The organism is Nocardia sp. NPDC051900, from assembly GCF_044452545.1.
GTDB classification, from domain to species: domain Bacteria; phylum Actinomycetota; class Actinomycetes; order Mycobacteriales; family Mycobacteriaceae; genus Nocardia; species Nocardia sichangensis.
In genome coordinates this window covers 90,310-111,170 of sequence record NZ_JBITBU010000006.1, presented here as the reverse complement: position 1 = coordinate 111,170, position 20,861 = coordinate 90,310, and the positions used below count along the sequence as shown (strand labels likewise).

17 protein-coding genes and 2 pseudogenes are annotated in these 20,861 nt (G+C 69.0%); 13 read left to right on the top strand and 6 right to left on the bottom strand.

What is annotated here, in order from left to right; translation table 11 throughout:
* The first annotated feature begins 108 nt into the window (after positions 1 to 108).
* The 12 genes and pseudogenes from ACIA5H_RS11505 to ACIA5H_RS11450 all read left to right on the top strand — a co-directional run bounded on the left by ACIA5H_RS11505 (position 109) and on the right by ACIA5H_RS11450 (position 12,433).
* Complete coding sequence (locus ACIA5H_RS11505) at positions 109 to 1,731, top strand: carbamoyltransferase (protein ID WP_397075657.1); 1,623 nt, start codon at positions 109 to 111, stop codon at positions 1,729 to 1,731.
* Positions 1,668 to 2,969: pseudogene (locus ACIA5H_RS11500) on the top strand (HAD-IIIA family hydrolase); the annotation flags it as partial. The gene ACIA5H_RS11505 and the pseudogene ACIA5H_RS11500, both read left to right, overlap by 64 nt.
* A gap of 44 nt (positions 2,970 to 3,013) precedes the next feature.
* A pseudogene (locus tag ACIA5H_RS11495) lies at positions 3,014 to 3,391 on the top strand (carbamoyltransferase C-terminal domain-containing protein); the annotation flags it as partial.
* Entirely contained in the window at positions 3,388 to 4,887 is a 1,500-nt protein-coding gene (locus tag ACIA5H_RS11490; RefSeq protein ID WP_397075655.1) for an HAD-IIIA family hydrolase, read from the top strand. The pseudogene ACIA5H_RS11495 and the gene ACIA5H_RS11490, both read left to right, overlap by 4 nt.
* Positions 4,884 to 5,927, top strand: a complete 1,044-nt coding sequence (locus ACIA5H_RS11485; RefSeq protein WP_364426716.1) for a glycosyltransferase family 9 protein — start codon at positions 4,884 to 4,886, stop codon at positions 5,925 to 5,927. Before ACIA5H_RS11490 ends, ACIA5H_RS11485 begins: the two co-directional genes overlap by 4 nt.
* Entirely contained in the window at positions 5,924 to 6,487 is a 564-nt protein-coding gene (locus ACIA5H_RS11480; RefSeq protein ID WP_355074204.1) for an SIS domain-containing protein, read from the top strand. Before ACIA5H_RS11485 ends, ACIA5H_RS11480 begins: the two co-directional genes overlap by 4 nt.
* Complete coding sequence (locus ACIA5H_RS11475; RefSeq protein WP_355074205.1) at positions 6,484 to 7,866, top strand: PfkB family carbohydrate kinase; 1,383 nt, start codon at positions 6,484 to 6,486, stop codon at positions 7,864 to 7,866. Before ACIA5H_RS11480 ends, ACIA5H_RS11475 begins: the two co-directional genes overlap by 4 nt.
* A gap of 21 nt (positions 7,867 to 7,887) precedes the next feature.
* Complete coding sequence (locus ACIA5H_RS11470; RefSeq protein WP_379253522.1) at positions 7,888 to 8,577, top strand: SDR family oxidoreductase; 690 nt, start codon at positions 7,888 to 7,890, stop codon at positions 8,575 to 8,577.
* Positions 8,568 to 9,518 (top strand): glycosyltransferase family 9 protein, encoded by a 951-nt coding sequence (locus tag ACIA5H_RS11465; protein ID WP_397075651.1) that lies wholly within the window; start codon positions 8,568 to 8,570, stop codon positions 9,516 to 9,518. Before ACIA5H_RS11470 ends, ACIA5H_RS11465 begins: the two co-directional genes overlap by 10 nt.
* Complete coding sequence (locus ACIA5H_RS11460) at positions 9,511 to 10,836, top strand: UDP-glucose dehydrogenase family protein (protein WP_397075649.1); 1,326 nt, start codon at positions 9,511 to 9,513, stop codon at positions 10,834 to 10,836. Before ACIA5H_RS11465 ends, ACIA5H_RS11460 begins: the two co-directional genes overlap by 8 nt.
* A gap of 8 nt (positions 10,837 to 10,844) precedes the next feature.
* Complete coding sequence (locus ACIA5H_RS11455) at positions 10,845 to 11,099, top strand: hypothetical protein (protein ID WP_397075647.1); 255 nt, start codon at positions 10,845 to 10,847, stop codon at positions 11,097 to 11,099.
* A gap of 47 nt (positions 11,100 to 11,146) precedes the next feature.
* The gene (locus ACIA5H_RS11450) at positions 11,147 to 12,433 is read left to right on the top strand and encodes a uracil-xanthine permease family protein (RefSeq protein WP_379253663.1); all 1,287 of its coding nucleotides are present in this window, start codon (positions 11,147 to 11,149) and stop codon (positions 12,431 to 12,433) included.
* A gap of 72 nt (positions 12,434 to 12,505) precedes the next feature.
* Here ACIA5H_RS11450 and ACIA5H_RS11445 read toward each other — a convergent pair whose 3' ends face one another.
* The 4 genes from ACIA5H_RS11445 to ACIA5H_RS11430 form a co-directional block, all read right to left on the bottom strand.
* Positions 12,506 to 14,059 carry a class I adenylate-forming enzyme family protein gene (locus tag ACIA5H_RS11445; RefSeq protein WP_397075645.1) on the bottom strand — a complete coding sequence of 518 codons (1,554 nt, stop codon included), beginning with the start codon at positions 14,057 to 14,059 and terminating at the stop codon, positions 12,506 to 12,508.
* A gap of 3 nt (positions 14,060 to 14,062) precedes the next feature.
* On the bottom strand, positions 14,063 to 15,289 hold the full coding sequence (locus ACIA5H_RS11440; RefSeq protein WP_397075643.1) for a thiolase family protein: 1,227 nt from the start codon (positions 15,287 to 15,289) through the stop codon (positions 14,063 to 14,065).
* A gap of 106 nt (positions 15,290 to 15,395) precedes the next feature.
* Positions 15,396 to 16,238, bottom strand: a complete 843-nt coding sequence (locus tag ACIA5H_RS11435; protein ID WP_397075641.1) for a dienelactone hydrolase family protein — start codon at positions 16,236 to 16,238, stop codon at positions 15,396 to 15,398.
* A gap of 86 nt (positions 16,239 to 16,324) precedes the next feature.
* Positions 16,325 to 17,794: a hypothetical protein gene (locus ACIA5H_RS11430; protein ID WP_397075639.1), complete on the bottom strand. Its 1,470-nt coding sequence runs from the start codon at positions 17,792 to 17,794 to the stop codon at positions 16,325 to 16,327.
* 109 nt (positions 17,795 to 17,903) lie between these two features.
* Between ACIA5H_RS11430 and ACIA5H_RS11425 the strand changes: the two genes are divergently transcribed.
* Positions 17,904 to 18,536 (top strand): TetR/AcrR family transcriptional regulator, encoded by a 633-nt coding sequence (locus ACIA5H_RS11425; RefSeq protein WP_379253662.1) that lies wholly within the window; start codon positions 17,904 to 17,906, stop codon positions 18,534 to 18,536.
* 117 nt (positions 18,537 to 18,653) lie between these two features.
* On the opposite strand, the gene ACIA5H_RS11420 is transcribed toward ACIA5H_RS11425, so the two are convergent.
* Entirely contained in the window at positions 18,654 to 19,883 is a 1,230-nt protein-coding gene (locus ACIA5H_RS11420) for an erythromycin esterase family protein (RefSeq protein WP_397075637.1), read from the bottom strand.
* A gap of 244 nt (positions 19,884 to 20,127) precedes the next feature.
* A complete protein-coding gene (locus ACIA5H_RS11415) occupies positions 20,128 to 20,772 on the bottom strand; it encodes a TetR family transcriptional regulator (RefSeq protein ID WP_397075635.1) in 645 nt (214 codons plus the stop codon).
* Between the last annotated feature and the right edge of the window lie 89 nt (positions 20,773 to 20,861).

Genomic DNA, 20,861 nt, shown 5'->3' with positions numbered 1-20,861 from the left:
GGCGGATCGGTTTAGTCGCGACTTCACCGGGTAGCGCCCCCCTTGTATGCCAGCGGGCGAACCGGGTCCCGCGCGTCTCGAACCGCGTCTCGAACAGAAAGGCGGCCCGTGCGCATTCTCGGAATCAACGCGGTATTTCATGATCCTGCTGCGGCTCTGATCGTGGACGGCGAAATCGTCGCGGCCGCCGAGGAAGAGCGGTTCACCCGTCGCAAGCACGGCAAGCGCCCGGTGCCCTTCTCCGCATGGGAACTGCCCGAACAAGCCGCCGCATGGTGTCTGGAGCGAGCGGGATTACGCCCCGACCAGCTCGACGCGGTGGGCTACTCCTACGACCCGGCACTGGTCGATCATTCGCTCGGCGGTCTCGATCGGAAAAGCGAGGCGACCAGAACGGACTACGCGTTCCGAGCGCCCGCTTTCCTCGCGGCCGCGTTGCCCGGCCTCGATCCCACCATCGTGCGTTTCGTGCGACATCACCTGGCGCACGCCGCGTCCGCGGCCCTCGCGGCCCCGTCCGGCGACTCGGCGGTGCTGGTGGCCGACGGACGCGGCGAGAGCCAGTCCTATCTCGCCGGGGAATATCGAGACGGCAAGTTCGTGGAGCTGGCGGCACAGCGGCTGCCGCACTCGCTCGGATTGATGTACGAGGACCTCACCGAGCATCTGGGCTTCACCCGGTCCAGCGACGAATACAAGGTCATGGCACTGGCCTCCTACGGCAGCCCCCGATTCCTCGATCGGTTCCGCCAACTCGTGTACTCCACCCGGGACGGTGGTTTCCGTACCGAGGCCGTGAACTGGTCGGACTTCGCCCCCACGGTGATCGGCGGTGAGTTCGGTCGAGACCACGCCGACCTCGCCGCCAGCGTCCAACGACGACTCGAGGACGTGTTGCTCGAGTTGACCTCTTGGCTGCATCGCCAGACCCGGCAGCGAACCCTCACGCTGGCCGGTGGCATCGCGCTGAACTGCGTGGCCAACAGCCGTCTGCACGCCGAAGGCCCCTACGAGCGGATCTGGGTCCAGCCTGCCGCGGGCGACGCGGGCACCGCACTGGGCGCCGCGCTGCAATTGGCGGCCGAGTTCGGGGAGCGGGTCACCCCGATGCGGGGCGCCGACCTCGGCCGCGAATGGACGGACGCCGAGCTGGAAACCGTGCTCCGCACGGCCAAGGTCCGGTACACGAAATCCAACGACATCGCGGCGGACGTGGCGCAAGCGCTCGCGGAAGACCAGGTGGTGGCCTGGTTCCAGGGCCGGTCCGAATTCGGCCCGCGCGCACTCGGCCACCGTTCGCTGCTCGCTCACCCCGGCCGGTCGGCGAATCTCGAACGCCTCAACGATGTGAAGGGGCGCGAACAGTTCCGGCCGCTGGCACCGATGGTGCTCGCCGACCGGGCGTCCGAGATCTTCGGACGCGGGCCGCTGCCGAGCCCGTACATGCTGTTCGTGCACGACGTCGCGCCGGAGTGGCGAGAGCGGATTCCCGCCGCGACACATGTCGACGGCACCGCGCGGGTACAGACCGTCGATCCCGCCGACAAGCCGGTTTTGGCACGCATGCTGGCGGAGTTCGAGCGGCACACGGGTCTGCCGGTAGTGATCAACACCAGCCTGAACACGGCGGGCAGGCCGATGGTCGATTCACCGCGCGACGCCCTCGAATGCTTCGGTTCGGCACCCATCGATCTGCTCGCCATCGGCTCATTCGTGGTCCGTCGCCCATGAACGGCCCCACCGTGGACTACAGCATCGTGATCCCGACCATGGGCCGGGAAAGTCTTCGCGCGCTGCTCGAGTCGCTGGACACGGCGTCGGGACCGAAACCACGGGAGATCATCGTGGTGGACGATCGGCCCCGAGCCGGGGACCTACCGTTGCCCTCGACGGTGTCTTCGGTTCAGGTCATCCGCTCGGGCGGACGCGGACCCGCCGCGGCCAGGAACGCCGGGTGGCGGCATGCCGAAGGAACCTGGATCGCTTTCCTCGATGACGATGTGCTCACCGCGCCGGATTGGCCCGCCCGCTTGGCCGAGGACCTGCGTGATCTCGACGACAACACGGCGGCTTCCACGGCCCGCATCGAGGTTCCACTGCCGAAGCACCGCAGGCCGACCGACGCCGAACGCGGGATCGCACGGCTGGCCACGGCGCGGTGGATCACGGCGGACATGGCCTATCGCCGGTCCGCGCTGATCGCGGTGGGTGGCTTCGACGAACGGTTCCCGCGGGCGTTCCGCGAGGACGCCGATCTGGCACTCCGGGTCTGCCTCGCGGGTTACGTCATCGCGGCCGGACAACGCGTCACTCGCCACCCGCTTCGCGAATCGGGACCGATGGCCAGCGTCCGAGCACAACGCGGGAACGCCGACAACGCCCTATTGCGGCGGAAATACGGCGCTCGATGGCGGCAGCGGATCGGCGAAGAGGCCGGACTTCTCCGCCGCCACGCGTTCACTACGGCCGCGGGCGCGTTGGCCATGGCGCTCGGCGTCGCGGGCCGTAAACTGCCCGCCCTCGTTTTCGCGGCCATCTGGACGGCGCTGACCGGTGCGTTCGCAGCGCGCCGGATCGCACCAGGACCCCGAACACCCGGCGAGATCGGCCGGATGACGCTGAGCAGCGCGCTGATTCCACCGGCCGCGTGCTGGCACCGACTGCGCGGCGAGCTGCGTCACCGGAACGCGACCCACGCCTCGCCGCTGGCGTTGCTGTTCGACCGCGACGACACCCTCATCATCGATGTCCCCTACCTCGCCGACCCCACCGAGGTCCAGCCGGTGCCGGGAGCCGCCGACGCGCTGCGGAAAGTGCGCGCGGCGGGCATCCAGCTCGGCATCGTGAGCAACCAGTCCGGCGTAGCGCGAGGATTGATCAGCCCCGAACAGCTCGCCGCGGTGAACTCCCGAGTCGAGGATCTGCTCGGACCGTTCGCGACCTGGCAGGTGTGCGTGCACGGCGAAGGCGACGGCTGCGGGTGCCGCAAACCGGAGCCGGGCCTGATCCGGCAGGCCGCGGCGGATCTCGGCGTCGACGACCGATGGTGCTCGCCGACCGGGCGTCCGAGATCTTCGGACGCGGGCCGCTGCCGAGCCCGTACATGCTGTTCGTGCACGACGTCGCGCCGGAGTGGCGAGAGCGGATTCCCGCCGCGACACATGTCGACGGCACCGCGCGGGTACAGACCGTCGATCCCGCCGACAAGCCGGTTTTGGCACGCATGCTGGCGGAGTTCGAGCGGCACACGGGTCTGCCGGTAGTGATCAACACCAGCCTGAACACGGCGGGCAGGCCGATGGTCGATTCACCGCGCGACGCCCTCGAATGCTTCGGTTCGGCACCCATCGATCTGCTCGCCATCGGCTCATTCGTGGTCCGTCGCCCATGAACGGCCCCACCGTGGACTACAGCATCGTGATCCCGACCATGGGCCGGGAAAGTCTTCGCGCGCTGCTCGAGTCGCTGGACACGGCGTCGGGACCGAAACCACGGGAGATCATCGTGGTGGACGATCGGCCCCGAGCCGGGGACCTACCGTTGCCCTCGACGGTGTCTTCGGTTCAGGTCATCCGCTCGGGCGGACGCGGACCCGCCGCGGCCAGGAACGCCGGGTGGCGGCATGCCGAAGGAACCTGGATCGCTTTCCTCGATGACGATGTGCTCACCGCGCCGGATTGGCCCGCCCGCTTGGCCGAGGACCTGCGTGATCTCGACGACAACACGGCGGCTTCCACGGCCCGCATCGAGGTTCCACTGCCGAAGCACCGCAGGCCGACCGACGCCGAACGCGGGATCGCACGGCTGGCCACGGCGCGGTGGATCACGGCGGACATGGCCTATCGCCGGTCCGCGCTGATCGCGGTGGGTGGCTTCGACGAACGGTTCCCGCGGGCGTTCCGCGAGGACGCCGATCTGGCACTCCGGGTCTGCCTCGCGGGTTACGTCATCGCGGCCGGACAACGCGTCACTCGCCACCCGCTTCGCGAATCGGGACCGATGGCCAGCGTCCGAGCACAACGCGGGAACGCCGACAACGCCCTATTGCGGCGGAAATACGGCGCTCGATGGCGGCAGCGGATCGGCGAAGAGGCCGGACTTCTCCGCCGCCACGCGTTCACTACGGCCGCGGGCGCGTTGGCCATGGCGCTCGGCGTCGCGGGCCGTAAACTGCCCGCCCTCGTTTTCGCGGCCATCTGGACGGCGCTGACCGGTGCGTTCGCAGCGCGCCGGATCGCACCAGGACCCCGAACACCCGGCGAGATCGGCCGGATGACGCTGAGCAGCGCGCTGATTCCACCGGCCGCGTGCTGGCACCGACTGCGCGGCGAGCTGCGTCACCGGAACGCGACCCACGCCTCGCCGCTGGCGTTGCTGTTCGACCGCGACGACACCCTCATCATCGATGTCCCCTACCTCGCCGACCCCACCGAGGTCCAGCCGGTGCCGGGAGCCGCCGACGCGCTGCGGAAAGTGCGCGCGGCGGGCATCCAGCTCGGCATCGTGAGCAACCAGTCCGGCGTAGCGCGAGGATTGATCAGCCCCGAACAGCTCGCCGCGGTGAACTCCCGAGTCGAGGATCTGCTCGGACCGTTCGCGACCTGGCAGGTGTGCGTGCACGGCGAAGGCGACGGCTGCGGGTGCCGCAAACCGGAGCCGGGCCTGATCCGGCAGGCCGCGGCGGATCTCGGCGTCGACGTCGGCAGGTGTGTGGTCATCGGCGACACCGGCGCCGACGTCGCCGCCGCGCAGTCCGCGGGCGCACGCGCGATCCTGGTGCCGACTGCGAGAACCCTTCCCGGCGAGGTGCACCGCGCGCGTCGCGAAGCGACTGTGGCGCGGGATCTGACCGAGGCCGTCCGGCTGGCGATGGCGGGTGTGCCGTGACCGGCCGGGCGCTGGTGGCCCGCATGGACAATTTCGGCGATGTGCTGCTGGCGGGGCCGTGCGTCCGAGCGGTGGCCGCGCAGGTCGATTCGGTGACGCTGCTGGCCGGGCCGCGCGGCCGAGCCGCCGCGGATCTTCTGCCGGGTGTGGAGCAGGTCGTGACGTGGCGCGCTCCGTGGATCGATCTGGAGCCACCCGCGGTCACGTCGGCGGGTATCGATGCCTTTGTCGAGCGGATACGCGCGCTCGAGGTGGATCTCGCGTTGATCCTCACGTCCTTCCACCAGTCGCCGCTGCCGCTGGCGCTGCTGCTTCGGATGGCCGGTATTCCCTGGATCGGCGCGATCTCGGAGGACTACCCCGGTTCGTTGCTGGATCTGCGCCATCGCGTCGAGGGCGATCCGCCCGAAGCCGAACGGGCGTTGTCGCTCGCCGCGGCGGCCGGCTTCCGGCTGCCGCCCGGCGACGACGGGAAACTCGCTGTCCGGCAGCCGTTGCCGAAGGTCGGCGGGCTCACCGGCGAACCGGGTTACGTGGTCATGCATCCGGCCGCGTCGGTACCGGCGCGGCAGCCGTCCTCGTCCCGTTCCGCGGCCATCGTCGCCGCACTGACCAGCGCCGGTCACCGGGTGATCGTGACCGGCGCTCCCGCCGACCGGCCGCTCACCGGCGCCGTCGCGGGCAGACACGGTATCGATCTCGGTGGAGCCACGACCCTGCCCGAACTCGCCGCCGTGCTCCGCGACGCGAGCGTCGTGGTGGCGCCCAACACCGGCCCGGCGCATCTCGCCGCGGCCGTCGGGACACCCGTGGTCTCGCTGTTCGCACCGGTCGTGCCCGCCGAGCGGTGGGCGCCCTACGGCGTGCCGGTGGCCATGCTCGGTGACCAACGCGCGCCGTGCCGCGGCAGCAGAGCCCGGGTCTGCCCGGTGGCGGGGCATCCGTGCCTCGACTCGATCACCCCCGAGCAGGTCGTCACGGTGGCGGAAGAACTCGGTGCGGGCAGCCTCACGCGCCTGCGGACAGGAGGTGCGGGGTGATCGAGGACCATTTCGCGGCTTTGCACGCGGCGCTGGACCGCACCAGTTGCTTCGCACCCGATATCCGCAGATGGGGCAGGCAACTCGCGGTCGTGCTCGCCAACGGTGGACGGTTGCTCGCCTGCGGTAACGGCGGCAGCGCCGCGGAAGCCCAGCACCTGACCGGTGAGCTGGTCGGCCGCTTCCGCAACGAGCGCCGTCCGTTCTCGGCGATCGCGCTGCACGCCGACACCTCGGCGGGTACCGCGATCATCAACGACTACGGCGAGACCGAACTGTTCGCGCGCCAGGTCCGCGCGCACGGCAGGCCCGACGACATCCTCGTCTTGTTGTCCACCAGCGGCACCAGCCACAACGTGGTTGCCGCGGCGAAAGCGGCGCACGACATCGGCGTCGTCACGTGGGCCATGACCGGGCCCGCGCCCAATCCGCTCGCGGCGCTGTGCGATGACGCCGTCGCCGTGGACGCGCCCACCACGGCCACTGTGCAGGAAGTGCATCTGGTCTTGGTGCACGCTCTGTGCTCGGCGCTCGACGATGCACTGGGGGTACCGACATGAAGCCGTTGGTCGTGGTGGGCGACAGCATTCTGGACGTCGACATCGAAGGCGTCGCGGAGCGGTTGTCGCCCGAAGCTCCCGTGCCCGTCGTGGACGTGGAACGCCAGTGGATACGCCCGGGCGGTGCCGGGCTGGCCGCCGCGCTGGCCGCGCAGTCGGTCGCCGAGGTCTCGCTCATCACGGCGACCGCCGACGACCACGACGGCCGCATCCTCACCCGGCTCCTCGACCAGCACGTTCGAGTCGTTCCGATCGCGCTGCGCGGCAAGACGGTTCGCAAGGCCCGCGTCCGCGCCGCGGGACAGTCGCTGTTGCGAATGGACACCGGCGACGGCACCGCGGACGGCGGCTCGGTGAGCGCCGCGGTTACCAGGACACTGCGGGCGGCCGGGGCGATCCTCGTGGCGGACTACGGCCGGGGTGTCGCCGCGCATCCCCGGATCCGGAGCCTGCTCACCGAACTGGCTCGGTCGGTACCGGTGGTGTGGGATCCGCACCCGCGTGGCCCCGCGCCGACGCCGGGAGCACAACTGGTCTCGCCGAACCTGAAAGAGGCACGCCAGTTCGCGCCGGGATATGTCGAACCCGACGAGTTGGCGAAGGTGCTGCGAGACGAGTGGGCAGCGGATTCCGTCGCGGTTACCACCGGTCCGGGCGGAGCGGTCCTGGCCAATGGGAAACGGCTCACTGTGGTTCCCGTACCTGCCGACGTCCGTCTCGCCGGGCATCCCGGTTCCGACACTTGCGGCGCGGGTGACCGATTCGCCTCGGCCGCGACCGCCGCCCTGTTCGGCGGCTCCACGGTCGCCGACGCGGTGTCGCACGCGGTCGACGCGGCGGCCAGGTTCGTCGCGGCGGGCGGCGCGGCCACGTTGTCCACGTGCGACAGCACGGCCGTGGCCACGGCGGGCCCGACCGACACGAACGAGTCGGCGTTCGAGGTGGCGGCGCGGATCAGGGCGCGTGGCGGCCGACTCGTCGCCACCGGTGGCTGTTTCGATCTGCTGCATCCCGGCCATGTGAGCCTGCTGCGCCAGGCTCGCGCCATGGGTGACGCCTTGGTGGTCTGCCTCAACTCCGATGCGTCGGTGCGGCGCCTGAAAGGGCCGCGCCGGCCGATCGTCACCGCACGTGACCGTGCCCGGCTGCTCGTCGAACTATCCTCGGTCGACGCCGTCGTCGTGTTCGACGAATCCTCGCCGAGCGCACTGCTGGACCGCCTTCGCCCCGATGTGTGGGTCAAGGGCGGCGATTACTCCGGCGTGGATCTCCCCGAGGCCGCGGTCGTTCGCGGTTACGGCGGCGAGATCGCGCTGATCCCCACTGTTCCCGGTTACTCGACTACACAACTGGTCACCGCGAGCCAGGTCGGCGGCTGACCCGAGAACGTAAGGAGCGCGATGCGAACCCTCGGCAATGTCCTGATCACCGGTGGCGCTTCCGGGCTCGGCGCGGCGGTCACCGCCGCCGTCCGTGCGAACGGGGGCCGCCCCTATGTGATCGACCGGGTGGAGCCCGAGGCACCCGTCGACTTCGTGCGTGCCGATCTCGCCGACACCGTCGCCGCCGAACAAGCCGTGCACGAGATCATCGAGCGCACGGGCGGCCGGATCGACGGCGTGTTCACCGCGGCGGGGACCGACGCCTGCGGCCCACTGGACCAAGTGCCAACGAAGAAATGGGAATACGTGGTCCAGGTCAATCTGTTCGGCACCGCCGCCGTGATTCGTGCCGCCCTTCCGGCGCTGCGGGAGAGCAAGGGAACGGTCGTGACGTGTGCTTCCACCCTGGGCGTCAAGGCGGTCGGTCATGCGACCGCCTATTGCGCCTCGAAATTCGGCGTCGTGGGCTTCACCAAGGCGCTCGCCGCCGAAACGGCGGGCAGCGTCGGGGTGACCCTGCTCATCCCGGGCGGGATGCACACGGCGTTCTTCGACGACCGCGACGAGCAGTACAAGCCGCCGCCCGACGCGAAACTCAACCAACCGCGGGACGTCGCCGACGCGGTGGTCTTCGCGCTCCGGCAGCCGCCGGGCTGCGAAGTCAGGGAGATGGTCGTGTGCGCCTCGGAAGAGGGATCGTGGCCCTGACGCGCACGATCCTGGTGCTGCGGGCACTCGGGCTTGGCGACCTGCTGACCATCGTGCCCGCCTTGCGCGGGATCAGAAGCGCCCACCCCGGCCACCGGGTGGTGCTCGCGGCGCCGGAAGCGCTGCGTGACCTCGTCGGCCTCATCGACGCGGTCGACGAACTGCTGCCGACGGCGGGACTTGGTGCGCTTCGATGGCCCACCGCGCCACCGAGTCTCGCGGTCAACCTGCACGGCAAAGGACCGGAGAGCATCCGCGATCTGCTGACGGCAGGCCCCGATGCACTACTGACCCACCACAATCCGGAATTTCCCGACCTGTCCGGCCCCGCGTGGCGCGACGACGTGCACGAAGTGGATCGCTGGTGCCGGCTGCTGGAATACGGTGGGATCGACGCCGATCCAACCGCACTGCTGCTGCCGGCCCCACCGCGACCCGCCCCCGAATCGAATGCGGTCGTGATCCATCCCGGCGCGGCGTATCCCGCGCGGCGCTGGCCGTCCGAACGCTTCGCGCGAGTGGCGCGTGAACTCGTCGCCGACGGTCATCGAGTGGTGATCACCGGGAGCAGGGACGAAATGCGCTTGGCCAACGCGGTCGCCGAGAAGGCCGGGCTCCCGCCCTCGGCGGTGTACGCGGGACGCACCGATCTGACCGAACTCGCCGCACTGGTGGCCGACGCGGCTCTGGTCGTGTGCGGTGACACCGGCGTCGGGCATCTCGCCACCGCGTTCGGCACACCGTCGGTAGTGCTGTTCGGGCCCACGCCCCCGAACCGGTGGGGGCCGCCCCCGCACGCGGAACACCACATCGCGCTGTGGGCCGGGACGGTCGGCGACCCGCACGCCGACTACCCGGATCCGGGCCTGCTCATGGTGCGACCCGAACATGTGCTCGCGGTCGCGGCCGACTTGCTCGGACAGCGGGTCCGCCATGGGTAGTCGCGTCGGCGTGGTCGGCGCCGGTTATGTGGGTCTCACCAGCGCCGCATGCCTCGCCCACCTCGGACACCACGTGATCTGCGTCGACAACGACGAAGCCAAAGTCGCGGCGCTGCGTACGGGTGCGGTCGCGATCGTCGAGCCCGGGTTGCCGGAACTGGTTCGAGAGGGACTGGAGGAAAATCGGCTGGTCTTCACATCGGACGCGCAGGCGCTGCACGAATGCGAAGTGGTCCTGTTGTGCCTTCCCACGCCCATGGGCACCGGCGGTACGGCCGACCTCGGCGTGCTCGAGGACGCGCTGAGGACGTTGGCCACCGTCCTGCCGCCGGACTGTGTGCTCGTCACCAAATCCACCGTCCCGGTGGGGACGGCGGCGCGGATTCCCGCCCTGTCCGGTCTCGCGGGCACGGCGGTGGTCAGCAACCCCGAATTCCTCCGGGAGGGCCACGCGGTCGAGGATTTCCTGCGCCCCGACCGGGTTCTCATCGGCGCGGCCGAGCACGATCGGGAGTCGGCCGACCGTGTCGCGGCGCTCTACGCCGGAACGGGCGCACCGGTGCTGCGTTCCGACTCTGCCAGCGCCGAACTGGCCAAGTACGCCAGCAACGCGTTTCTCGCGGTGAAGCTCTCGTTCGTCAACACACTGGCCGAACTGTGCGAACGAGTCGGCGCCGACATCACCAAGGTCACCGGCGCGATGGGGATGGACGACCGGATCGGTCCCGCCTTCCTCGCTCCCGGCCCCGGCTGGGGCGGCTCGTGCCTGCCCAAGGACACGCGCGCGCTCCTGCGTGCCGCGGAAGCTCGGGGTGTGGACTTCGCCATGGTTCGCAATGCCTTGCAGGCCAACGACCGTCAGCAGGCGATGGTGCTGCGCAAGATCCGCCGCGCGGTCACCGATTCGGTCGACGGCTCGCTGGCCGGGACCCGGATCGGCGTGCTCGGCCTCGCGTTCAAAGCCGGAACCGGCGACCTGCGCGACTCCCCCGCCGTCGCGGTCGCGCGGCAGCTGACCCGGCACAGCGCCGTGGTCACCGCTTACGACCCGTGTGTGCCGGCGGGCACCCCGGGTCTGGACGGCATCCGCGTGGTGGACGACCCCTACCTGGTGGCGAAAGACGCCGGCGCGCTGGTGATCCTCACCGAGTGGCCCGAATTCCGTTCGCTCGACTGGGCCGAACTCGCGACCGACGTCGACCGACCCGTAATCGTCGACACGAGAAACCTTCTCGACGAGCGCCTGCTCACCGGCACTGGATTCACAGTGCTGGGCAACGGCACCACCGGCGCGTCCGACGCCGGACGGACCTTTTAGACACGCTCGTGCAGGGCCCAGGTCGAGTACGCGAAGCCGGTCTCGGCACCGGCGACCTGCTGGCCACCGGAACGTCGTCCGGCGTCGGTTACGCCCGCACCCCCGCCTGGCTGGTGCAGCCGGGCTACACCGCGAAGGCGTGGGCGACGACTTCGGCACCGTCCGGCGCCCACGCCTACGGGGCACAGGACGAGGTCGACGCGCGGCACGACAGCACGCGACATCTCGGCCGAGGGAGTCCGGCACAGCGCGCCGGCCGTTGATGCCGCACACTGCTCCCATGACGACGCCCGAATCGCGAACCGGATCGATGTTCCGGTGGACTCCGGTCGCCACCGGCGCGGTGATCGCGCCCGGCGAGCGATTGACCTGGCCGCGCACGATCGGCATCGGATTGCAGCATGTGGTGGCGATGTTCGGCGCCACCTTCCTGGTGCCGGTCCTCACCGGGTTCCCGCCGTCGACGACGCTGCTGTTCTCCGGAGTCGGCACCCTGCTGTTCCTGGTGATCACCCGCAACCGGCTGCCGAGCTATCTGGGTTCGAGTTTCGCCATCATCGCTCCGGTCCTCGCGGCCACCGCCTCCGCCGGAATGGGTGCGGCGCTGGGCGGCATCGTCGTGGTGGGCGTCGTGCTGATCGTCATCGGCGCGGTGGTGCACTTCGCAGGCACCCACTGGATCGAAGCGCTGATGCCGCCGGTGGTCACCGGCACCATCGTCGCCCTGATCGGGCTGAACCTGGCGCCGACCGCCAAGACGAATTTCGAGAAGGACGCGATCACCGCGACGGTCGTGCTCGTCCTGCTGATCCTGTGTCTGGTGCTCTTTCGCGGGTTGCTCGGCAGGCTGGCGATCGTCACCAGTGTCGTGCTCGGCTATCTGCTCGCGCTCGCCCGCGGCGAGGTCGACACCGCGGCGATCGGGAAGGCTTCCTGGGTGGGGCTGCCCGACTTCCACGCACCGAGCTTCCACCTCTCGGTGATCCCGATGTTCCTGCCGGTGGTTCTGGTGCTCGTGGTCGAGAACATCGGGCACGTCAAGTCGATCACCACGATGACCGGTATCGACTACGACCGGCGCATGGGCCGCGCGCTGGCGGCCGACGGTCTGGCGACCGTACTGGCGGGCAGCGGCGGCGGTTCGGCGACCACCACGTACGCGGAGAACATCGGCGTGATGGCCGCGACGAAGGTGTACTCCACCGCCGCGTACTGGGTGGCCGGCGCCGCGGCGATCGCGCTCAGCCTTTCACCGAAGGTGGGAGCCGTGATCGCCGCCATCCCGGCCGGGGTGCTCGGTGGCGTGACGACGGCACTCTACGGCTTGGTCGGAATCCTCGGCGTGCACATCTGGGTGAGCAACCGGGTGGACTTCGGCAAGCCGATCAACCAGTTCACCGCGGCCATCCCGCTGGTCATCGGCATCGCCGACTTCACATGGGTGGTAGGCGAACTCGACTTCGGCGGCATCACGCTGGGCGCCGTCGCCGCGCTGGTGATCTACCACGCCATGCGGCTCATCGGGGGATGGCGCGGGACGGTCGTCCCTGACAACGCGCACGGGGTGCGGAAGCCGGTGGAACCGACGGATCGGTGACCGTCGGCGATTCCGGGCAACAGCGATCGACGCTCCATGCGCTGGGAACCTGGAGGAATACGAGCACGACCCTCAGATCCTCGTGCTGCGGTCGGCCCAAAATCGCTCCCGCACTTCCTTCTTCAAGACCTTGCCATTGACGCTGCGAGGGAGCTGGTCGACGAAGACGACCGCCTTGGGCGCCCGCACCGGGCCGAGCCGCTCGCGGCACCGGGCGATCAGCTCCGCGTCGCCAACGCTCTGCCCCGCCTCGAGTTCGACCACAGCGGTCACGACCTCACCCCAGTCGGGATGCGGGGCGCCGACCACCGCGCAATCCCGCACGGCGGGGTGGCTCCAGATCACCTGCTCGACCTCGCCGGGAAAGACGTTGAAACCGCCCGAGATGATGAGGTCCTTCTTCCGGTCGGTGATGTGGAGGTAGCCTTCCGCGTCGCGATGCCCCAGGTCGCCGGTGTGCAGCCATCCGTCGACAATGGTCTCCGCGGTGCGTTCGGGATCCTTGTAGTAGCCCTTCATCACGAGATCGCCCCGGACACAGATCTCGCCGGTCACACCCGCGGCCACCTCCGCCCCGGACTCGTCCAGAATCGCCACCGTGGCCAGCGGATAGGGTCGTCCGCACGAACCGAGTCGGTGCTCGGGCGCCACCTGTCCGTCGATCAGGTGCTCGTCGGGCCGCAGGAACGAGATCGCCGCGGGGGCCTCCATTTGCCCGTAGCCTTCCAGAAAGACCGGCCCGAGCCGCTCGATTCCGGCGCGGAGTTTCTCGGTCGACATCGGCGCCGCGCCGTAGGTCAGGTAGCGCAGGGACGAGGTGTCGGCGGTCCGCTGCCGCAGCACCTCGAGCAAGCGGTAGATCACCGTCGGCGGAAGGAACAGATCCGTGACGCGGTGCCGCTCGATGGCATCGAGGACCCGCTCCGGTGTCGCGCGCGGGATGATGACGACTGCGCCCCCGCGTGCGGTGGCCTGCAGGCTGAACAGCCCGGCCGTGTGCGTCATCGGGGCCGCGGCCAGGTTGACGATGGGTGCGCCCGCCGGATGGACCAGCGCCATCATCTGGTGGGTCACCATCGCCGACAGACTGCGGTGCGTGTTCATGACGCCCTTGGGTGCACCGGTCGTTCCGCCGGTCGGCGCCACTGCGACCACATCGTCCATGGCGTAGCCGACCCGTGGTGGCGCGGTGGGATGCTGGGCGGTCCAGTCCCGCAGGGTCACATCGTCGGTCCCTGCCGCCAACGCGATGTATACGCCGACCCCGGGTGCTGCCGTCTTCAGTTCCGCTACCTGGTCGGCGAGAGCAGGGTGGTAGAACAACACTTCCACGTCGAAGCGCCGCAACAGCCGGATGTTCTCGCTCACCGGATGCGCCGGGTTCAGCGGGACCCACGCCGCGCCCGCGCGCCATGCGCCGAGTACGCAGATCCACGCCAGCGGTGAGTTCGGCGACAGCACGGCGATTTTCGATTCGCGCCGCATGCCGGCGCTCAGTAGCGCATGGGCGATTCGGCACGACAGCGCACCGGCTTCGTCGAAAGTCCAGGCCTCGTCGTCGGTCCGGTAGGCGACGCCCGCCGGATTGATCGCCCGGCCTCGATCGAAGAAATCGATGATGGCCATGTCTCACACCCTTCCCAGCACGATGACGGCAGTGACCGCTTCCTCGCCGCGGTGGAAACCACCGCCGTTCTCCGCCAGCGCGATTCGCGCCCCGTCCACCTGACGCGGACCGGCGTTGCCGCGCAATTGTTCCGTGAGCTCGAAGATCTGGCCGAGCCCACTCGCCCCGAGAGGATGCCCCTTGGATTCCAGGCCGCCGGAGGGATTCACCGGAATCCTGCCCCCGAGCGTGGTCTCACCGCGCAGCGCCGCCGGTCCACCCGCACCGAGCGGAACGAGGCCGAGCAACTCGGTCTGCAGGATCTCGCCGAATGCCGTGGCATCGTGAACCTCGGCCACGTCGATGTCCTCCGGACCGGCTCCTGCCAGTTCGTAGGCGCGTGCGGATACCGTACGGCTCGGGTGTCCCTCGAAGGTCGTCGCGTCGCGGTCCGCTCCGCTGCCGAGGACGGCGGCGAGAACCTGCACCGATTTCGGCGCGCCGAGCCGCCGGAGCCCGGCCTCGCTGCACACGATCACCGCGGCCGCGCCGTCGGTGATCGGCGCGCACATCGGGACGGTGAGCGGGTACGACAGCTGCCGCCCCGCGAGTACGTCCGCCACGGTCATCGGCTTGCGGTAATGCGCGCGCGGGTTGTCGGCCGCATGGTCGTGATTCTTGGCCGCTACCGCGGCGATCTGTTCCTGGGTCGTGCCGTGCAGACGCATGTGGTTGCGAGCGATAGCCGCGTAGATGTCCATGAAGACCGAGCGGCGCCCCAGGTCGTGGTCGTCGACGTCACCACCCAACTCCAGCAGGACGCGCTCGAGCGCGGCGGGATCGGACACGTCGTAGGCGCTGTCGAACACCGCCATGGTTCGTTCGGGGTCGTCGACGTGCATGCGCTCCACGCCGACGGCCAGCGCGACCTCGGCGGCCCCCGACCGGATCCGATCCACCGCGAGCGCGAACGCGGAGGCGCCCGTAGCGCAGGCGTTCTCGACGTTCACGATCGGAATGCGCTGAATACCCGAGGCCCGCAAGGCGATCTGCCCCGCGATCATGTGCTGGCCCTCGAGCGCACCTTGCGTGGCGGTACCGAAGAACGCGGCGTCGAGTGCGTCGGCGGAGGCACCGCAGTCCCGCAACGCGTCGGTGACGGCCCAGCGGGTGAGATCGTTGACGCTCTTTCCGGGGTGTCTGCCGAACGGCGTCATTCCGACACCGGCGACCCAGACGGGGGTTGTCATGATTTTCCTTTCGATTCGGAAGTCGTCGATGCGGTCCGATCGACGCCGGCCCGCGCCGAAGGCGGTGCGGAGTCGCATCGACCTCGCGGGACGACAGGAGTCGTCGCTAAGGGCGCTCACCGATCGGCTGGTGATCCGCCAGGAGTCGACTGCCGAGGAAATCCAGTACTCGGTGTAGGGCAGCCTGGGTAGGTTGGCCCGGTTCGTCGATGAGGTGTTCGGTCAGGACCGAGTGGGGATCGAGCACGGCGTCCGGGTTGGCGGCGGCGTCGTCTAGTTCGATCGCGATGAACGCCTCGCCGAGTTGGTCGCGCAGGAAGTCGAATCGTTCGGCCGGAGAACGTCGATCACCGCAGAATCGCAGGCCCATGACCGAAAGTCCGTCGGCGCAACGTTGTTTGACGCGGGCGAGGTCCGAAGCGGACAGGTCGATGGAGTATCTCTGTCGCGAGGTGAAACCCAGCGGCAGCCCCGGCTGGGACAGTACGGGCGCGATCAGACGGTCGTCGACCGCCATGGCGAGGGCGAATCCACCGGTGAAGCACATCCCGACGGCACCGACACCCGGTCCGCCGCAGCGGCGGTGCTCGTGTTCGGCCAGCGCACGCAGCCAGTGCACGACCGGTGAGGTGCGGCCGGTGGCCAGCACCACGAACTCCCGGCTGACGCAGATCGGCCCGAGCTGACCGGCGACGTTCGCCAACGCGGAGACCAGCCCGTGCGCGGCGGGGCTGGGATCACGACCCGGGTTGCCGTACAGGTGCGGCACCACCGCCGTGCACCCCAAACCCGCTACGCGGCGGGCGAAGTCGAACACCTCGGGTGAGATGCCCGGGAATTCCGCCATGACGATTACGGCGGGACCGGCGCCTCGGCGGAAAAGTGCGCGGGTCTTGCCGTCGTAGGTGAACGAATCGCGCTCGAAGTCGTGAAGATCGTCGTCGCTCATGTGTAGCCCTTCTCGTGAATGGGCCCTCACTATCGACCGGCAGGACTCGCCGGTTATAGGAAAAATGTTCCCCGATGCGCCCGGAGTCACCGCTGTCCCTCGACAGCGCCGTCGATGAACAGCGGCGTCGACGAGACCGGGACCCGAAGCACTCTCCCAGCGATGTCGACCGGCACCCGAGCACCGTGGGCATCCACTACATGCGCCCCGAGAAATGGCCAGTCACAGACGAATTCGTTCGGTGAATCATCCTGATCGGCCATGCCGCGCCGCTCCCAGACGACCAGCGCCGGAGTACCGTGATTCCGCTCGGCTTCGAACAAGTACAAGTCGGGACGATCGATGACGGTGATCCGCCGAACCCGGGTGGCGCCGTCGAGCAGGCGTGCCATCAACTCGAAGGTGTCGGCGGCCGGATGCCGCCGACCGATGGTTGCGCCCGCACTGTCCAGAAGCTGGAGTTTGCCGAACATCAGCGCACCCGCGGCACGGCTGTCGCGATAGAACTCCCATTCGGGGGCGATCGGGTAGTACAAGTTGCGCCGGATACCCTCGGCGAGCGCGAGCATCGTGCGCACCACCACATCCCGGCAGGCCAGCCTGTGCCGGTGCTCCTCCAGTTCCGGTGCGCACCCGTTCATGAACATCTGCAACGTGGGCGGCAGTTCGGTCATGCGCTGGTAGAGCTCGACCACCGGCGCGTCCGCCGCGGCTTCGATCTCTTCGAGGGTGTCGGGCATAGGAGCCTTCCCGAGGAACTGCTGCTGATGAACCGCGAGCACATCGGCCAGATGCGGCAGATTGTCCGGGAAATCCGTGGGCAGCGGCCCACTGTGTTCGCTTGCGACGAACGGCTTTTCGCATCCGTGCGCGGCCAGCTGCGCTCGGCATGCTCGCACCAGTTCCGGGACGGTGTACGGGTCGCCGTAGGGGTGGATGTCGAAAACGTCGAAATGCTCCGCTCCATCCCGCAGCACCTCTCCGAAGAAGCGCCCCCAGGTGTGCGCTCCGGCCGGTCCGTCGCCCAGCATCGCCCCCGGCACCGCCGCGCCGAGTACCACCAGCGCCGCGGGGTCCGCCTGTTTCACGGCCTCGTGGAAGACCCGCAGCTGAGCGACATAGTCACCGGCCGTACCGGCCCAGAACAACGGCAGGCATGGCTCGATCTCGCACTGCCAGAAACGGATTCGGCCCGGCTGGTGCGCGGCGAGCTCTCGGACGAAGCGATGGTAGCGGTCGATGTCGATGGCCGGCGACGCGGGCAGCCACCGGGTGGCGCGCCGCGTGGCCCAGTGCGAACCCGCGCACACCGTCACCCACGCCTCGTCGCCGTCGGCGAGTTGGTCCAGCAACGCGTCCAGCACGTGCAGATCGAACCGGCCGGGTTCCGGCTCGACCTGCGACCAGTAGATGTTCACCCGAACGATGCCTGCGCCCAGCGCCCGCGCCTGTGGCACGAACTCCTCGGGTCGGCCGAACAGCCCGTAGGTGGTGCCACGCACCACCCCGAGACGAATTCCGGGCAGCAGTTCATCCGCGGATACGGCAGAGGCCATGGTCGTGCTCCTTTCAGCGCCAAATAGAGGACTATCAGTACTCTATTAGTGAGCCAAGCTACCATGAGATTCCGCTACCAAGGGACGTATAGTCCTCTAAGTGAACGGAATGAGTGGGCCGGACGGGCCGAGCCGCGCGGACGATCACCGCAAGGCGCCGCGACGGCGTGGCGAGGTGCTGGAACAAGCGATACTGCGAGCGGCGGCGGAAGAACTCGCCGAGGTCGGCTACGCGGGCTTCGGCATCGACCGAGTCGCCACCCGCGCCGGAACCAACAAAACCACGATCTATCGCCGCTGGCCCAGCCGCGCGGCACTGGCGGTCGCGGCGTTCCGCGATGCCGCCCTGACCGACGACGTGCCCGACACCGGCGACCTGCGCACGGACGCACTCGCGGTACTACGCGCCGCCGCCGACCGAATGACGTCACGACAGGGAGACCTACTGCACGTACTGGCCACCGAAATGCACAGCCAACCGGACCTGCTCCGCGAAGTTCGAGATCAGCTGTTCGACACCAGCGTCACCCGATGGCTGACGATTCTCGGTCGCGCCATCGCCCGTGGCCAAGCCCGCCCCGAAGCACTGTCGCCGCGAATCGCGACCGTGGCGGTCGATCTACTGCGCAACGAGTACCTTGTCCGCGGCGTCACCACCATCCCCGACAGCACCATCACCGAGATCATCGACACCATCTACCTGCCCCTCGTGCGGCCCCACATCGGGCAGGGCGGCGAATGAGAGCGCGCCGCCTACTCGGACCGCGTCGAGCGCGTCAGAAGTGCGCGGCGCCACCGTCGATCGAAGTCGAGTAGCGTAATTTGTCGAGGGTCGTGGACCCGACGGCGGGCGCATGCGTCACGGTTGGGCGAGCGAGTGCGTCGGGGTGATGGTCCGGATGTGCAGGACGACGTCGAACCAGTCGCCCAGTCCGGCACCGGCGATGTGATGATCGACGTCGCGGTCAGGGCGGTAGGTCCCGATGATGAGGCGGAGCTTCGCGGGCCGATGCAGCCATTGCCGAACCGCGCCCGCGGGTGCGGTCCGCAGATCGAGCAGGTAACTGCCGAGCTCGGGTTGGTCGAGCACCGTGTCCGCGAAGCCCTCCGCCGGAGCGGGCACAGCCAGGTCGGCGCGGACGTTGCCGTGATGAAAGGTGAGTGCGACCGACAGATAACCGGTTCCGAAGCGGTCACGGAGCAGGGATCCCGTGTTCGGAAACCGTTGTGACATAGCGGCAACGGTGAGCTCTCGCGCGACGGCGGTGTTGGACACTCCTTCCCAGTACACGATCCGGTGCCCGGTGCGATCGTGCCAGTCCACGATGCGGCGAGCGGCATCGACGGATTCGGCGGCGAAGTCACGGCGGCCCGAGGCGGTGCTGTTCTCGTGGTACCGCACGATGCGGCGAGCCGCGTCCAGGACTTCGGGTGCGCCTGCGGCGCCCGGCAACGACTCGACCAGCGTCAGCGCGTCTCGGGCGTGGTCGGCAAATGGGCGCCCAGGGTGGGTGCCGTTCGCGCGCTGTATGTGCTCGCCCAGCCGATGGGCTGTCACAATCGGGTCGTAGTGCGATCTGAGCTCCGCGATCCTTTGCGGCGCAACTCTTTCCACGAACCTTGTCACGCGCTCGTAGTGCGCCGGCTTGGCGGCCTCGGGAGCCAGGCCGAACAGGCGTACCGGATCGTGCGGATGCGCACGATTGAACTCGCGCGCCCACTCCAGAACAGCGATTGTCTCGGCGGTGCGCCACGGCACCCACGCATCGCCCAGAATCGCCCGCACGTCCCCGGCACCCGTCCGCGCGTATTCGTCCATGGCCGCCACGACGGATTCGTCATCGAGCAGGGCGAGCGCCCGAAAACCCAGAGTTTCCACGAACAGTCGCAATGTCCGGTGTGCGGTCACGGACAGTTCGTGCCCCGCGCGGGTCGTCGCGCCGACTCCGACGACGACCGTGCTGTCAGCCCGGTCGGCCAACGCCGCCAAGTCCATGAGCGACCCATCGGCGTCGACCGTGGCGAGGGGGCGGGCGCGGTCGCGGATCCAACGCGTCACGTGCGCGGAGTCGTGCGTCTCATCCGACATGATCTGCTCCTCGGCGAACGGGCCCGCCGGACCTGGCGCGGCGGAGCGCTCTCGACAATGCCTTTGATACCAAAGGCATTTAGCTTTGATCGCAAAGGTACTTTCGGGATGGGGCGGATGTCAATTGCCGAATCGCGGTCACCGAGCCCGTCCGCCCCCGCCTACCGCGACCGACGCGCCGCGATGAGGTCGGCCGCGCCGGAGCGCAGGAAGGGCCGATCGAGTGAGCCGAGCATCATCGGCGTCATGAGCGATGGCGGACGTCGACAGTTTCTCGAGATTGCCCGGCGGCGCGATCCGCGGGCGTCGCGCGATGCGCTGTCGCTTTTCCGGCGAGGGCCAGCAACTCGCCGAACACATCGGCTGCGATCTCGGCGAGCGACCGCTGCTCGTCTTCGCGAATCCATTGCGTGAAAGCGATCCCGAACACCGTGATGCACGACTCCGCCGCCAGCCTCGCGGCGAGGTCGTCGACGCCTCGCGCGCGCAGGGCGTCGGCGACCGTCGTGGCGAGACCTGCGAGCTTGTGCCGCTCGCGTTCCTGTAGTGCGGGGTTCTGGTCGATCACGAATTGTCGCGTACGGGAGTCCGACCGGCGTTCGTCGGGAAAGAACGACGCTACGGACTGCAGCGCGGAGGCGACGATGTCGATCGCGGACATGTCCGGGGGTGCGGCGTCCACGCCGGTGACGAACGCTTCGACCAGTAAGCCCTGTCCGCGGAAGAGAACCTCCCGCTTGTCACTGAAGTGACGGAAGAACGTGCGTTCGGTCAGACCGGCGGACTGCGCGATCTCCGTGGCGGTGGTCTGTTCGAAGCCCCGGGTGGCGAACAGTTCGAGCGCGGCCTGCCGCAGCCGCTCCGCGGCCCCAGGTTCCCAACGTGCCATGTCGCCAAGTGTAGTGATGACAGCTACTGACATGAAGGCGTAAGGTGATGTCTGTGACTGACGTCAGTCACAGACATCACCTCGCAGGG